The organism is Streptococcus mitis (genome assembly GCF_023110375.1).
Taxonomy (GTDB): Bacteria; Bacillota; Bacilli; order Lactobacillales; family Streptococcaceae; genus Streptococcus; species Streptococcus mitis_CI.
Genome location: NZ_JALDVV010000001.1, coordinates 373,552 through 388,078, shown reverse-complemented (window position 1 = coordinate 388,078; position 14,527 = coordinate 373,552). Strand labels below are relative to the sequence as shown.

The following is a 14,527-nucleotide window of genomic DNA, read 5'->3' as shown; positions in this document are numbered from 1 at the left end:
AGCTGAGAGTGGAAAGGATTACCTATGTCTCTTCAAAAATTAGAAAACTATAGTAATAAAGCTGTCGTGCAAGAAGAAGTATTGATTTTAACAGAATTGTTAGAAGATATCACTAAAAATATGCTTGCCCCAGAGACTTTTGAAAAAATCATGCAGTTGAAGGAATTGTCAACTCAAGAAGATTATCAAGGTTTGAACCAATTAGTTACTAGTCTGACAAATGATGAAATGGCTTATATTTCACGCTATTTCTCTATCTTGCCTCTTTTGATTAATATTTCTGAAGACGTGGATTTAGCCTATGAAATCAACCATCAAAATAATATCGATCAAGATTATCTTGGTAAATTATCAGCAACGATCAAAATGGTTGCGGAAAAAGAAAACGCGGTTGAAATTCTAGAACACTTGAATGTTGTCCCTGTTTTGACAGCCCATCCAACACAAGTGCAACGTAAGAGTATGTTGGATTTGACTAACCATATCCATACCCTCTTGCGTAAGTACCGTGATGTGAAATTAGGTTTGATTAATAAGGAAAAATGGCATAATGATCTCCGTCGTTACATTGAGATTATCATGCAGACAGATATGATTCGTGAAAAGAAATTGAAAGTAACCAATGAAATCACGAATGTAATGGAATACTACAATAGCTCATTCTTGAAGGCAGTTCCTCATTTGACTGCTGAGTACAAGCGTCTGGCTAAAAAACATGGCTTGGAGTTAAAACATCCTAAACCAATTACCATGGGAATGTGGATTGGTGGAGACCGTGATGGGAATCCCTTTGTTACAGCAGATACCTTGAAACAATCTGCTATGACTCAGTGTGAAGTCATCATGAACTACTATGATGAAAAGATTTACCAACTTTATCGTGAATTCTCTCTCTCAACCAGTATTGTCAATGTGAGCAAGCAAGTCAGAGAAATGGCTCGTCAATCCAAGGATAACTCGATTTATCGTGAAAAAGAGCTTTACCGTCGTGCCTTGTTTGATATTCAATCAAAAATCCAAGCAACAAAAACCTATCTGATTGAGGATAAGGAAGTTGGGGCTCGCTATGAAACAGCTAATGGTTTTTATAAGGATTTAATTACTATTCGTGATTCCCTTTTAGAAAATAAGGGCGAAGCACTGATTTCTGGTGATTTTGTTGAGTTAATTCAGGCAGTTGAAATTTTTGGTTTCTATTTGGCATCTATTGACATGCGTCAAGATTCTAGTGTTCATGAAGCCTGTGTAGCTGAACTCTTGAAATCAGCTGGTATTCATTCGCATTATAGTGAACTAGGTGAAGAAGAAAAATGCCAGCTTCTCTTGAAAGAATTGGAAGAAGATCCGCGTATTCTTTCTGCCACTCATGTTGAAAAATCAGAGTTACTTGAAAAAGAATTAGCAATCTTTAAGGCTGCCCGTAAGTTGAAAGATAAGTTGGGAGATGATGTCATTCGTCAGACCATCATTTCACATGCAACCAGCGTATCAGACATGTTGGAATTGGCTATCTTGCTAAAAGAAGTAGGGTTAGTTGATAAAGAAAGAGCCCGTGTCCAAATTGTTCCTCTCTTTGAAACAATTGAGGACTTGGACCACTCAGAAGAAACCATGAGAGAATACCTTTCTCTTCCTCTTGCTAAGAAATGGATTGCTTCACGTAATAACTACCAAGAAATCATGCTTGGCTACTCTGATAGTAATAAAGATGGTGGCTACCTATCATCATGTTGGACCCTCTACAAGGCTCAACAACAATTGACTGCTATTGGAGATGAATTTGGCGTTAAGGTTACCTTCTTCCATGGCCGTGGTGGGACTGTCGGTCGTGGTGGTGGACCAACCTATGAAGCCATCACATCTCAACCGCTCAAGTCAATCAAGGATCGTATCCGTTTGACGGAGCAGGGTGAAGTAATTGGCAATAAATACGGTAATAAAGACGCAGCTTACTATAACCTTGAAATGTTGGTTTCGGCGGCCATTAACCGTATGATTACTCAGAAGAAGAGCGATACCAACACCTCAAATCGTTACGAAGCTATTATGGACCAAGTGGTGGACCGTAGTTACGATATCTACCGTGATTTGGTCTTTGGTAATGATCATTTCTATGATTATTTCTTCGAGTCAAGTCCAATCAAGGCTATTTCAAGCTTTAATATTGGTTCTCGTCCAGCCGCTCGTAAGACTATTACTGAAATCGGTGGTTTGCGAGCTATCCCTTGGGTATTCTCATGGTCGCAAAGTCGCGTCATGTTCCCTGGATGGTATGGAGTTGGTTCAAGCTTCAAGGAATTTATCGATAAAAATCCAGAGAATATTGCTATCTTACGAGATATGTACCAAAATTGGCCTTTCTTCCAATCGCTTCTTTCAAATGTCGACATGGTCTTGTCAAAATCAAATATGAATATTGCTTTTGAATATGCCAAACTGTGTGAGGATGAAGAAGTAAAAGCAATCTATGAGACTATTCTAAATGAATGGCAAGTCACCAAGGAAGTCATCTTGGCTATCGAAGGTTACGATGAACTCTTGGCTGAAAATCCATATCTAAAAGCAAGTTTGGATTATCGTATGCCTTACTTTAATATTCTCAACTATATCCAGTTGGAGTTGATTAAACGTCAACGCCGAGGAGAATTATCAAGCGATCAAGAAAAATTAATCCATACAACCATCAACGGAATTGCGACAGGATTGCGTAATTCGGGCTGATGTCTTTCAAACTTCCTCTTTTCTATAGGGGAAGTTTTTGAATCTTTCAAAAAAATGCTAAAAGAGTCTTGACAAGTAGTTGAAAAATGATATAATTTAACCATTCAGAAAAGTAATCATTCAAACTTTTTAGAGAGTCTGTGGTAGCTGAAAACAGATAAGTGGCGATGATGAAAATTGGGCTGAATGTTATTTAGAATTTGAAATCATAAAAATTCGGTGAGCACACCTTACAGTGCATCTCGTTATTGCGAGACAGAGCGATAGGGAAATTCCCTATAATTGAGGTGGTACCGCGCATCGACGTCCTCACACAAGTTTTTTGTGTGAGGACTTTTTTGATGGAGGTTAGTATGGAAAGAAAACGATGGCGTCACTTGTTTATACTCAATGAAAATCAAAAAGCAAACTAGGAAGCTAGCCGCAAGCTGTACTTGAGTACGGTAAGGCGACGCTGACGTGGTTTGAAGAGATTTTCGAAGATTATTAGATAAGTGAAGTATTTTAAAGGAAATAAAAAGGAGAAAAAGAATGAAAAATAAACGTTTAATTGGAATTATCGCTGCATTAGCAGTCTTAGTAGCAGGAAGTCTGATTTACTCTTCAATGAATAAACCAGAAGCTAAAAATGAAAAGAAAATTGCCAAAGTTGGTGTCCTTCAGTTTGTGAGCCATCCATCTCTTGACTTGATTTATAAAGGGATTCAAGATGGACTTGCAGAAGAAGGTTATAAAGATGATCAGTTGAAGATTGACTTTATGAACTCAGAAGGCGACCAAAGTAAGGTTGCGACAATGAGTAAACAATTGGTTGCAAATGGGAATGACTTGGTTGTTGGTATCGCAACACCAGCTGCTCAAGGTTTGGCTAGTGCCACAAAAGAACTACCGGTTATCATGGCTGCTATTACAGACCCAATCGGAGCTAACTTGGTCAAAGATTTGAAAAAACCAGGTGGCAACATTACAGGGGTATCTGACCACAACCCAGCTCAACAACAAGTTGAACTCATCAAAGCTTTGACACCAAATGTGAAAACAATCGGAGCCCTTTACTCAAGCAGCGAAGATAATTCAAAAACACAGGTAGAAGAATTTAAGGCTTATGCTGAAAAAGCAGGTTTGACAGTGGAAACATTTGCAGTTCCTTCAACAAATGAAATTGCTTCAACAGTTAACGTTATGACTAGCAAGGTCGATGCTATCTGGGTTCCAATCGACAACACAATTGCTTCAGCCTTCTCAACTGTTGTTTCAAGCAACCAATCAGCTAAAAAACCAATCTACCCAAGTGCGACTGCCATGGTAGAAGCTGGTGGTTTGGCATCAGTTGTAGTTGACCAACATGACCTTGGTGTGGCAACAGGTAAAATGATTGCTCAAGTTTTGAAAGGTGCAAAACCAGCTGATACTCCAGTCAATGTCTTTTCAACTGGTAAGTCAGTAATCAACAAAAAACTGGCACAAGAGCTAGGTATTACGATTCCTGAATCTGTTCTTAAAGAAGCAGGACAAGTAATTGAATAATCTGTAATGGAGGAGTTGGGGACATCTCCTCCAATTTTTTACAATAGACATCATATAGAAAAGGTTAAGAAACAGATGGTATTATCTATTATTTCTCAAGGATTTGTCTGGGCTATTTTAGGTCTGGGGATCTTTATGACATTTAGGATTTTAAACTTTCCAGATATGACGACAGAAGGTTCCTTCCCTCTTGGGGGAGCTGTTGCTGTCACTTTGATAACCAAAGGCGTGAATCCCTTTTTAGCGACACTTGTTGCTGTTGGAGCTGGTTGTTTGGCTGGAATGGCAGCGGGCCTTCTTTATACAAAAGGGAAGATCCCAACCTTGCTCTCAGGGATTTTGGTGATGACTTCCTGTCACTCTATCATGCTCTTGATTATGGGGCGTGCAAATTTAGGATTGCTTGGAACCAAGCAAATACAGGATGTTTTGCCTTTTGATTCAGATTTGAACCAACTTTTGACAGGTCTTATCTTTGTCAGTCTTGTTATTGCTCTCATGCTCTTTTTCTTGGATACCAAACTCGGACAGGCCTATATTGCTACAGGTGACAATCCTGATATGGCTAGAAGTTTTGGAATTCATACTGGACGCATGGAGCTCATGGGCTTGGTCTTATCAAATGGTGTGATTGCCCTTGCAGGTGCCCTCATTGCTCAGCAAGAAGGGTATGCCGATGTATCTCGAGGAATCGGAGTTATCGTTGTGGGGCTTGCAAGTTTGATTATTGGAGAAGTTATTTTCAAGAGTTTGAGCTTGGCAGAACGTCTGGTTGCCATCGTTGTGGGTTCTATCGCCTATCAATTCTTAGTGTGGGCAGTTATTGCGCTTGGCTTTAATACAAGTTACCTTCGTTTGTACAGCGCCGTGATTTTAGCAGTTTGCCTCATGATTCCAACATTTAAGCAAACAATCTTGAAAGGAGCCAAATTAAGCAAATGACAGCAATTGTAGAATTAAAAAATGCAACCAAAGTTGTTAAAAATGGCTTTGATGAAGAAAAGATTATTTTAAATGATGTTTCGTTAGAAATTTTTGAACAGGACTTTATCACGATTTTAGGTGGAAATGGTGCTGGGAAATCAACTCTCTTTAACACTATTGCAGGAACCTTATCCTTAACCAGTGGAACCATCCGTATTTTGGGTGAAGATGTTACCAAGTTTTCACCAGAGAAGCGGGCTAAGTATCTGTCTCGAGTATTCCAAGATCCCAAGATGGGGACAGCTCCCCGTATGACGGTGGCTGAAAATCTTTTGATTGCCAAGTTTCGTGGTGAAAAGCGTGGACTGTTTCCGCGACGTCTGGCTAGCTATAAGGATGAGTTTCAGGCAACTATTGAAAAAGTGGGAAACGGTCTTGAGAAACACTTGAATACACCGATTGAGTTCTTATCTGGTGGACAAAGACAAGCCTTGAGTCTCTTGATGGCAACCTTGAAGCGTCCTGAATTACTCTTGTTAGACGAGCATACTGCAGCCCTTGATCCAAAGACAAGTGTCGCACTCATGGAGTTGACAGATGAATTTGTCAAGAAAGATCAGCTGACAGCCCTTATGATTACTCATCATATGGAAGATGCTCTCAAATATGGTAATCGTCTGATTGTCATGAAGGAAGGTCGTATAATTCAAGACCTCAATAATGAAGAAAAATCTAAGATGAAAATCTCAGACTACTATCAATTATTTGAATAGCTGAACTTTATTTTCCTTAAAAAATAGAGAAGCAAAACTTAGAGACATGGAAGTGTTTCTGAGTTTTTTAACTTTATTTTCTATTTAGAAAAATAGGCAAAGAGAATTACGGAAAGCGTATGAAATGGTTTACTTTTTTTCAGAAATAAGTTATACTAGTTTACGTGAAACTATGATAACATGGAGGTATTGTGTATGGTTGACAAACAAGTCATTGAAGAAATCAAAAACAATGCCAACATTGTGGAAGTCATAGGAGATGTGATTTCTTTACAAAAGGCAGGACGGAACTATCTAGGGCTCTGTCCTTTTCATGGTGAAAAAACACCTTCTTTCAACGTTGTAGAGGACAAGCAGTTTTACCACTGTTTTGGTTGTGGTCGCTCAGGTGATGTCTTTAAGTTCATCGAGGAGTACCAAAGGGTTCCCTTTATGGAGGCTGTCCAGCTCTTAGGAGAGCGTGTCGGGATAGAGGTAGAAAAACCGCTTTATAGTGAACAGAAATCAGCTTCACCCCACCAAGCTCTTTATGATATGCACGAAGATGCTGCCAAATTTTATCATGCTATTCTCATGACAACGACCATGGGGGAAGAGGCCAGAAACTACCTTTATCAGCGTGGTTTGACAGATGAAGTGCTCAAGCATTTTCGGATTGGTTTAGCACCTCCAGAACGAAACTATCTCTATCAACGTTTGTCTGGTCAGTATCGGGATGAGGATTTCCTAGATTCAGGACTGTTTTATCTCTCGGATGCTAATCAATTTGTAGATACCTTTCACAATCGGATTATGTTTCCCCTGACAAATGACCAGGGAAAGGTTATTGCCTTCTCAGGTCGTATCTGGCAGAAAACGGATTCACAAACTTCTAAGTATAAAAATAGCCGATCGACTGCAATTTTTAACAAAAGTTACGAATTATATCATATGGATAGGGCTAAAAAATCTTCTGGAAAAACCAGTGAGATTTATCTGATGGAAGGATTCATGGATGTCATTGCAGCCTATCGTGCTGGAATCGAAAATGCTGTGGCGTCTATGGGAACGGCCTTAAGTCGTGAGCATGTTGAGCATCTAAAAAGGTTAACCAAGAAGTTGGTTCTTGTTTATGATGGTGATAAGGCTGGGCAAGCCGCGACATTGAAAGCGCTGGACGAAATTGGTGATATGCCTGTGCAAATCGTCAGCATGCCTGATAACTTGGATCCAGATGAGTATCTACAAAAAAATGGACCAGAAGACTTGGCCTATCTGTTAACGAAAACTCGTATTAGTCCGATTGAGTTTTACATTCACCAGTACAAACCTGAAAACAGTGAAAATCTGCAGGCACAGATTGAGTTTATTGAAAAAATAGCTCCCTTGATTGTTCAAGAAAAATCTATTACTGCTCAAAACAGCTATATACATATTTTAGCTGACAGTCTGGCGTCCTTTGATTATGCCCAGATTGAGCAGATTGTTAATGAGAGTCGTCAGGCACAAAGGCAGAATCGCATGGAAGGTATTTCCAGACCGACGTCAATCACTATGCCTGTCACCAAGCAGTTATCAGCTATTATGAGAGCAGAAGCTCATCTACTTTATCGAATGATGGAATCTCCTCTTGTTTTGAACGATTACCGTTTAAGGGAAGACTTTGCATTTGACACACCTGAATTTCAGGTCTTATATGACTTGCTTGGCCAGTATGGAAATCTTCCTCCGGAAGTTTTAGCAGAACAGACAGATGAAGTTGAAAGAGCTTGGTACCAAGTCTTAGCTCAGGATTTGCCTGCTGAGATGTCACCTCAGGAACTTAGTGAAGTAGAAATGACTCGAAACAAGGCTCTCTTGAATCAGGACAATATGAGAATCAAAAAGAAGGTGCAGGAAGCGAGCCATGTAGGAGATACAGACACAGCCCTAGAAGAATTGGAACGTTTAATTTCCCAAAAGAGAAGAATGGAGTAATAATGGCAACAAAACAAAAAGAAGTAACAACATTTGATGTACAAGTAGCAGAATTTATCCGTAATCATAAACAAAAAGGGACAGCAACTGATGATGAAATTAATGCAAGTCTGGTGATTCCTTTTACCTTGGATGCTGATGGGATTGAAGATCTCTTGCAACGAATTCAGGATGCAGGGATTTCTATCACAGATAACGAAGGAAATCCAAGTGCGCGTGTTCTTAGCACTGAAGAAGAGCCAGAACTCAGTGATGAGGACTTGATTGGTTCAACTTCGGCTAAGGTTAATGACCCTGTCCGTATGTACTTGAAAGAAATCGGGGTCGTACCTCTCTTGACCAATGAAGAGGAAAAAGAATTGGCGCTTGCTGTTGAAGCTGGTGATATCGAAGCCAAACAACGTCTTGCGGAAGCCAACCTTCGTTTGGTTGTTTCTATTGCTAAACGCTATGTTGGTCGTGGTATGCAGTTCCTTGACTTGATTCAAGAAGGAAATATGGGCTTGATGAAGGCGGTTGACAAGTTTGATTATTCTAAAGGGTTCAAGTTTTCAACTTACGCAACTTGGTGGATTCGTCAGGCTATCACTCGTGCTATTGCGGATCAAGCTCGTACCATCCGTATCCCAGTTCACATGGTTGAAACCATCAATAAATTGGTTCGTGAACAGCGTAACCTCCTTCAAGAATTGGGACAAGATCCAACACCAGAACAAATCGCTGAACGTATGGATATGACCCCTGACAAGGTTCGTGAAATCTTGAAGATTGCCCAAGAACCGGTATCCCTTGAAACTCCAATCGGTGAAGAGGATGATAGCCACCTTGGGGACTTTATCGAAGATGAAGTGATTGAAAATCCAGTGGACTATACAACTCGTATCGTCTTGCGTGAGCAGTTGGATGAGGTCTTGGATACTCTTACAGACCGTGAAGAAAATGTTTTGCGTCTGCGTTTTGGGCTAGATGATGGTAAAATGCGTACCCTTGAAGATGTGGGTAAAGTCTTTAACGTGACTCGCGAGCGTATCCGTCAGATTGAAGCTAAAGCTTTGAGAAAACTACGCCAACCAAGTCGCAGCAAACCGCTTCGTGATTTTATTGAAGACTAAGAGTGAGGATGAATATGGCTTATACAGAAGAGCAAATTGAAAACATCAAAACACGAATTTTATCAGCCTTGGAAGAAGTTATTGACCCTGAGTTGGGAATCGATATTGTCAATCTTGGTTTGATCTATGAAATTCGTTTTGACGGTGACACAGGACAAACAGAGATTGATATGACTTTGACAACCATGGGTTGTCCTCTAGCAGACCTTTTGACAGACCAGATTTATGATGCTATGACAGAGGTTCCAGAAGTAACGGATACTGAGGTCAAATTAGTTTGGTATCCAGCCTGGACTGTTGAAAAAATGAGTCGCTATGCACGTATTGCCCTAGGCATTAAGTAAACAAATAAAAACATGTGAGAGATTATTGGAAAAGCGAGGAAATTTCCCCCTCTTTTCCTCTAGTCTCTCCTTTCTTTTGCTGATTTTATTCAAAGAAAATGATATAATAGTAGTTATGGAAAAAAAGAAATTACGCATCAATATGTTGAGTTCAAGTGAGAAAGTAGCAGGACAAGGAGTTTCAGGTGCTTACCGTGAATTAGTTCGTCTTCTTCACCGTGATGCCAAGGACCAATTGATTGTTACAGAAAATCTTCCAATAGAGGCAGATGTGACTCACTTTCATACAATTGATCTCCCCTATTATTTATCAACATTCCAGAAGAAACGATCAGGAAGGAAAATTGGCTATGTGCATTTCTTACCTGATACACTCGAGGGGAGTTTGAAAATTCCATTTTTCATAAAGGGAATTGTGAAACGCTATGTATTTTCTTTTTACAACCGGATGGAGCACTTGGTGGTGGTCAATCCTATGTTTATTGAGGATTTAGTGGCAGCTGGTATTCCACGTGAAAAAGTGACCTATATCCCTAACTTTGTCAACAAGGAAAAATGGCATCCGCTTCCACAGGAAGAGGTAGCGAGACTGCGTACAGAGCTAGGTCTTAGTGACAATCAGTTTATCGTAGTAGGTGCTGGTCAAGTTCAGAAACGCAAAGGGATTGACGATTTTATCCGTCTGGCTGAGGAATTGCCGCAAATTACCTTTATCTGGGCAGGTGGTTTCTCTTTTGGTGGTATGACAGATGGTTATGAACGCTACAAGAAAATCATGGAAAATCCCCCTAAAAATTTGATTTTTCCAGGTATTGTATCGCCAGAGCGGATGCGCGAATTGTATGCCCTAGCGGATCTTTTCTTGCTTCCTAGTTACAATGAACTCTTTCCTATGACTATCCTAGAAGCTGCCAGTTGTGAAGCTCCGATTATGTTGCGTGATTTAGATCTTTATAAGGTAATTTTGGAGGGCAATTATCGGGCTACAGCAGACAGAGAAGAGATGAAAGAAGCTATTCTGGAATATCAAGCGAATCCTGCTGCTTTAAAAGATTTGAAAGAAAAAGCTAAGAATATTTCTAGAGAGTATTCAGAAGAGCATCTGTTACAAATCTGGTTGGACTTTTATGAGAAACAAGCCGCTTTAGGGAGAAAGTAAAAAGTGAGGTAATCTATGCGAATTGGTTTATTTACAGATACCTATTTTCCTCAGGTTTCTGGTGTTGCGACCAGTATTCGAACCTTGAAAACAGAACTTGAAAAGCAGGGGCATGCTGTTTTTATCTTTACTACGACAGATAAGGATGTCAATCGCTACGAAGATTGGCAAATCATCCGTATTCCAAGTGTTCCTTTCTTTGCTTTTAAGGATCGCCGCTTTGCCTATCGAGGATTCAGCAAGGCGCTTGAAATTGCTAAACAATATCAACTGGATATTATCCATACTCAGACAGAATTTTCTCTTGGCTTGTTGGGAATTTGGATTGCGCGTGAATTGAAGATTCCAGTCATCCATACCTATCACACCCAATACGAAGACTACGTGCATTATATTGCTAAGGGGATGTTGATTCGTCCTAGTATGGTCAAGTACTTAGTAAGAGGTTTCCTGCATGATGTGGATGGGGTTATTTGCCCGAGTGAGATTGTCCGAGACTTGCTATCTGACTATAAGGTCAAGGTAGAAAAACGGGTCATTCCAACTGGGATTGAATTAGCTAAGTTTGAGCGTCCGGAAATCAAGCAGGAAAATCTGAAAGAACTGCGTAGTAAATTAGGGATTCAAGAGGACGAACAGATGTTGCTTAGTCTTTCCAGAATTTCTTATGAAAAAAATATTCAAGCAGTACTAGCAGCCTTTGCAGAAGTTCTGAAAGAAGAAGACAAGGTTAAACTGGTGGTAGCTGGGGACGGTCCTTATCTGGCTGACCTCAAAGTGCAAGCCCAGAAACTAGAGATTCAAAACTCTGTTGTCTTTACAGGGATGATTGCTCCTAGTGAGACGGCTCTTTATTATAAGGCGGCGGATTTCTTCATCTCGGCATCGACAAGTGAAACGCAAGGTTTGACATACTTGGAAAGCTTAGCCAGTGGAACACCTGTCATTGCTCACGGAAATCCTTATCTGGACAATCTTATCAGTGATAAAATGTTTGGAACCTTGTACTATGGGGAACATGATTTGGCAGGAGCTATTTTGGAAGCCCTGATTGCAACTCCAGATATGGATGAGCATACCTTATCAGAGAAATTGTACGAGATTTCAGCTGAGAACTTTGGAAAACGAGTGCATGAGTTTTATCTGGATGCCATTATTTCAAATAACTTCCAGAAAGATTTAGCAAAAGATGATACGGTCAGCCAGCGTATCTTTAAGACAGTTTTGTATCTTCCGCAAAAGGTGGTCGCTGTGCCCGTAAAAGGCTCTAGACGCATGCTGAAGGCTTCAAAAACGCAGTTAATCAGCATAAGAGATTATTGGAAAGACCATGAGGAATAGAAAGAGGAACAGCCATGAAAAAACAATTAATGAGAAGTGGTCTTGATAAAAAGATTGCGGGTGTTTGTGCCGGAGTGGCCCATTATCTTGATATGGATCCAACTATCGTTCGCGTAATATGGGGTGTTCTTGCATTTTGTTATGGGGCAGGAATTGTAGCTTATATCATTTTATGGATTATTGCGCCGGTAGCAAGTGACTATTGAAAACTAGCTAAATTCATGCTAAGATAATAGAAAATAGAATGTAACGAAGGAGATAAAAATGGCATTTGGAGATAATGGAAAACGTAAAAAAACTATGTTTGAGAAATTAACCTTGCTTATCGTACTTATCATGTTAGTAGCAAGTATTTTGGGTATTTTTGCAACTGCAATTGGTGCCCTCAGTAATCTATAAAATAGATTCAAGAAAATTTTGTGACTGGGGGATTTCCCAGCCCTTTTTTAAAGTGAGAAGAAAAAATGAGTATGTTTTTAGATACAGCCAAGATTAAGGTCAAGGCTGGTAATGGTGGCGATGGTATGGTTGCCTTTCGTCGTGAAAAATACGTCCCTAATGGCGGTCCTTGGGGTGGTGACGGTGGACGTGGAGGTAATGTGGTCTTCGTTGTAGACGAAGGACTACGTACTTTGATGGATTTCCGCTACAATCGCCATTTCAAGGCTGATTCTGGTGAAAAAGGGATGACCAAAGGAATGCATGGTCGTGGTGCAGAAGACCTCAGAGTTCGAGTACCACAAGGTACGACTGTGCGTGATGCAGAGACTGGCAAGGTCTTGACAGATTTGATTGAACATGGACAAGAATTTATCGTTGCACACGGTGGTCGTGGTGGACGTGGAAATATCCGCTTTGCGACACCAAAAAATCCTGCACCGGAAATCTCTGAAAATGGAGAACCAGGTCAGGAACGTGAGTTACAATTGGAATTAAAAATCTTGGCAGATGTTGGTTTAGTAGGCTTCCCCTCTGTTGGGAAATCAACACTTTTAAGTGTTATCACATCTGCTAAACCAAAAATCGGTGCCTACCATTTTACGACTATTGTGCCAAATCTAGGAATGGTTCGTACCCAATCAGGTGAATCCTTTGCAGTAGCTGATTTACCAGGTTTGATTGAAGGTGCTAGTCAAGGTGTTGGTTTGGGAACCCAGTTCCTCCGCCATATCGAGCGTACACGTGTCATCCTTCACATCATTGATATGTCAGCTAGCGAAGGCCGTGATCCATATGAGGACTACCTAGCGATCAATAAAGAGCTGGAGTCATACAATCTTCGCCTCATGGAGCGTCCACAGATTATTGTAGCCAATAAGATGGATATGCCTGAAAGTCAGGAAAATCTTGAAGAATTCAAGAAGAAATTAGCTGAAAATTACGATGAATTTGAAGAGCTACCAGCTATTTTCCCAATATCTGGTTTGACCAAGAAAGGTCTGGCTACACTTTTGGATGCTACAGCTGAATTGTTAGATAAGACACCAGAATTCTTGCTCTATGATGAGTCAGATATGGAAGAAGAAGCTTATTATGGATTTGACGAGGAAGAAAAAGCCTTTGAAATTAGTCGTGATGACGATGCTACATGGGTACTTTCTGGTGAAAAACTGATGAAACTCTTTAATATGACCAACTTTGATCGTGACGAATCAGTCATGAAATTTGCCCGTCAATTACGTGGTATGGGGGTTGATGAAGCCCTTCGTGCGCGTGGAGCTAAAGATGGTGACTTGGTCCGAATTGGTAAATTTGAGTTTGAATTTGTAGACTAGGAGACTGATATGGGAGATAAACCGATATCTTTCCGAGATGCTGATGGCAACTTTGTTTCCGCCGCAGATGTTTGGAATGAAAAGAAATTGGAAGAACTATTTAATCGTCTCAATCCAAATCGTGCCCTGAGATTAACACGAACTAAAAAAGACAAGCCATCTCAGTAAAATAGATAAAAAGATTCCGTGCCACATCAGACACGGAATTTTCTTATTCTTCAAAGAAAAATGGTGGGGCGAATTTTTTCAGTTCTTCAAAGCATTTTTGAGCACCTTCTGCATTTTCACAGATGACAAGACAGACATCATCGCCACAGAGGCTAGCAATAGCATCAGGGAAGCTCAAAGCATCAATGATAGAACCAAAGGATTGAGCAAGTCCAGGAAGGGTTTTTAGTAGGACTTGATGTTGAACTGGGCGCATCAAGACAAGAGCATCTTCCATGTAAATTTCGAGACGTTTTTCCCATTTTGAGATAGAACTTGTATTGAGCACGTAGTAAGAGTTGTCTTCTTCTCGTACTTTTGAGAGGTTCATGTTTTTAATATCTCTTGAAAGTGTAGCTTGTGTAACTTGAATGTCGTTATCAGCAAGAAGAGCTTGTAGCTCAGCTTGAGTATGAATCTTGTTTTTCGTTACAAGAGCTCTTATGAGTTGGTGTCGGTGTTCTGATTTATTCATAAAATATTACTCCTTGTACAAGGTACAGAAAGCGTGGACTGAACGAAATCGTCAGTCGGGTGGTAAGCGGTATTGTCACGTATGATGATTTCAAAGTCAGTAGTATAAAGAACTATACGGAGGAAATCTCCTTCTTTTAACTTGTCACTAGTTGAGTGTAGATGAATAGGCTATCTATCCGTTCTTCTACATTGATGTTCTTTAATGACAGTG

Annotated in this window: 14 protein-coding genes and 1 other annotated feature; of the genes, 13 read left to right on the top strand and 1 reads right to left on the bottom strand. The window is 40.2% G+C overall.

From position 1 onward, the window contains the following. Window positions 1-24 precede the first annotated feature (24 nt). The 13 genes from ppc (at window position 25) to M1G12_RS01720 (ending at window position 13,800) form a co-directional block, all read left to right on the top strand. Complete coding sequence (gene ppc, locus M1G12_RS01780; RefSeq protein WP_247949301.1) at window positions 25-2,721, top strand: phosphoenolpyruvate carboxylase; 2,697 nt, start codon at window positions 25-27, stop codon at window positions 2,719-2,721. Window positions 2,722-2,817: 96 nt separating this feature from the next. Continuing rightward, window positions 2,818-3,035, top strand: a binding site (T-box leader). Window positions 3,036-3,252: 217 nt separating this feature from the next. Then, a complete protein-coding gene (gene trpX, locus M1G12_RS01775) occupies window positions 3,253-4,248 on the top strand; it encodes a tryptophan ABC transporter substrate-binding protein (protein WP_247949300.1) in 996 nt (331 codons plus the stop codon). A gap of 75 nt (window positions 4,249-4,323) precedes the next feature. Beyond that, window positions 4,324-5,190 (top strand): ABC transporter permease, encoded by an 867-nt coding sequence (locus M1G12_RS01770; RefSeq protein WP_247930266.1) that lies wholly within the window; start codon window positions 4,324-4,326, stop codon window positions 5,188-5,190. Next, a complete protein-coding gene (locus M1G12_RS01765; RefSeq protein ID WP_084865067.1) occupies window positions 5,187-5,945 on the top strand; it encodes an ABC transporter ATP-binding protein in 759 nt (252 codons plus the stop codon). Before M1G12_RS01770 ends, M1G12_RS01765 begins: the two co-directional genes overlap by 4 nt. Before the next feature lie 195 nt (window positions 5,946-6,140). Next, entirely contained in the window at window positions 6,141-7,901 is a 1,761-nt protein-coding gene (gene dnaG / locus M1G12_RS01760; protein WP_247949299.1) for a DNA primase, read from the top strand. A gap of 2 nt (window positions 7,902-7,903) precedes the next feature. Continuing rightward, window positions 7,904-9,013 (top strand): RNA polymerase sigma factor RpoD, encoded by a 1,110-nt coding sequence (rpoD, locus tag M1G12_RS01755; protein WP_000201903.1) that lies wholly within the window; start codon window positions 7,904-7,906, stop codon window positions 9,011-9,013. 14 nt (window positions 9,014-9,027) lie between these two features. Further along, a complete protein-coding gene (locus tag M1G12_RS01750) occupies window positions 9,028-9,357 on the top strand; it encodes a metal-sulfur cluster assembly factor (RefSeq protein ID WP_000331925.1) in 330 nt (109 codons plus the stop codon). Window positions 9,358-9,472: 115 nt separating this feature from the next. Further along, window positions 9,473-10,516, top strand: a complete 1,044-nt coding sequence (cpoA, locus tag M1G12_RS01745) for an alpha-galactosylglucosyldiacylglycerol synthase (protein ID WP_004254610.1) — start codon at window positions 9,473-9,475, stop codon at window positions 10,514-10,516. A gap of 15 nt (window positions 10,517-10,531) precedes the next feature. Further along, window positions 10,532-11,857, top strand: coding sequence for a glycosyltransferase family 4 protein (locus tag M1G12_RS01740; RefSeq protein WP_247949298.1), 1,326 nt, complete (start codon window positions 10,532-10,534; stop codon window positions 11,855-11,857). Window positions 11,858-11,886: 29 nt separating this feature from the next. Then, window positions 11,887-12,063, top strand: coding sequence for a PspC domain-containing protein (locus M1G12_RS01735; protein ID WP_084929897.1), 177 nt, complete (start codon window positions 11,887-11,889; stop codon window positions 12,061-12,063). 58 nt (window positions 12,064-12,121) lie between these two features. Continuing rightward, complete coding sequence (locus M1G12_RS01730; RefSeq protein WP_000863852.1) at window positions 12,122-12,256, top strand: DUF4044 domain-containing protein; 135 nt, start codon at window positions 12,122-12,124, stop codon at window positions 12,254-12,256. A 65-nt stretch (window positions 12,257-12,321) separates the two neighbouring features. Continuing rightward, on the top strand, window positions 12,322-13,632 hold the full coding sequence (obgE, locus tag M1G12_RS01725; protein ID WP_084865071.1) for a GTPase ObgE: 1,311 nt from the start codon (window positions 12,322-12,324) through the stop codon (window positions 13,630-13,632). A gap of 9 nt (window positions 13,633-13,641) precedes the next feature. Further along, window positions 13,642-13,800 carry a hypothetical protein gene (locus tag M1G12_RS01720; RefSeq protein WP_084865072.1) on the top strand — a complete coding sequence of 53 codons (159 nt, stop codon included), beginning with the start codon at window positions 13,642-13,644 and terminating at the stop codon, window positions 13,798-13,800. Window positions 13,801-13,843: 43 nt separating this feature from the next. Here M1G12_RS01720 and M1G12_RS01715 read toward each other — a convergent pair whose 3' ends face one another. Continuing rightward, window positions 13,844-14,314 carry an arginine repressor gene (locus tag M1G12_RS01715; RefSeq protein WP_084865073.1) on the bottom strand — a complete coding sequence of 157 codons (471 nt, stop codon included), beginning with the start codon at window positions 14,312-14,314 and terminating at the stop codon, window positions 13,844-13,846. Window positions 14,315-14,527 lie beyond the last annotated feature (213 nt).

Excerpts from the sequence above, each read along its gene's own strand:
- ppc (WP_247949301.1), top strand. The coding sequence starts at position 25 with ATGTCTCTTCAAAAATTAGAAAACTATAGTAATAAAGCTGTCGTGCAA.
- trpX (WP_247949300.1), top strand. The coding sequence starts at position 3,253 with ATGAAAAATAAACGTTTAATTGGAATTATCGCTGCATTAGCAGTCTTA.
- M1G12_RS01770 (WP_247930266.1), top strand. The coding sequence starts at position 4,324 with ATGGTATTATCTATTATTTCTCAAGGATTTGTCTGGGCTATTTTAGGT.
- M1G12_RS01765 (WP_084865067.1), top strand. The coding sequence starts at position 5,187 with ATGACAGCAATTGTAGAATTAAAAAATGCAACCAAAGTTGTTAAAAAT.
- dnaG (WP_247949299.1), top strand. The coding sequence starts at position 6,141 with ATGGTTGACAAACAAGTCATTGAAGAAATCAAAAACAATGCCAACATT.
- rpoD (WP_000201903.1), top strand. The coding sequence starts at position 7,904 with ATGGCAACAAAACAAAAAGAAGTAACAACATTTGATGTACAAGTAGCA.
- M1G12_RS01750 (WP_000331925.1), top strand. The coding sequence starts at position 9,028 with ATGGCTTATACAGAAGAGCAAATTGAAAACATCAAAACACGAATTTTA.
- cpoA (WP_004254610.1), top strand. The coding sequence starts at position 9,473 with ATGGAAAAAAAGAAATTACGCATCAATATGTTGAGTTCAAGTGAGAAA.
- M1G12_RS01740 (WP_247949298.1), top strand. The coding sequence starts at position 10,532 with ATGCGAATTGGTTTATTTACAGATACCTATTTTCCTCAGGTTTCTGGT.
- M1G12_RS01735 (WP_084929897.1), top strand. The coding sequence starts at position 11,887 with ATGAGAAGTGGTCTTGATAAAAAGATTGCGGGTGTTTGTGCCGGAGTG.
- M1G12_RS01730 (WP_000863852.1), top strand. The coding sequence starts at position 12,122 with ATGGCATTTGGAGATAATGGAAAACGTAAAAAAACTATGTTTGAGAAA.
- obgE (WP_084865071.1), top strand. The coding sequence starts at position 12,322 with ATGAGTATGTTTTTAGATACAGCCAAGATTAAGGTCAAGGCTGGTAAT.
- M1G12_RS01720 (WP_084865072.1), top strand. The coding sequence starts at position 13,642 with ATGGGAGATAAACCGATATCTTTCCGAGATGCTGATGGCAACTTTGTT.
- M1G12_RS01715 (WP_084865073.1), bottom strand. The coding sequence starts at position 14,314 with ATGAATAAATCAGAACACCGACACCAACTCATAAGAGCTCTTGTAACG.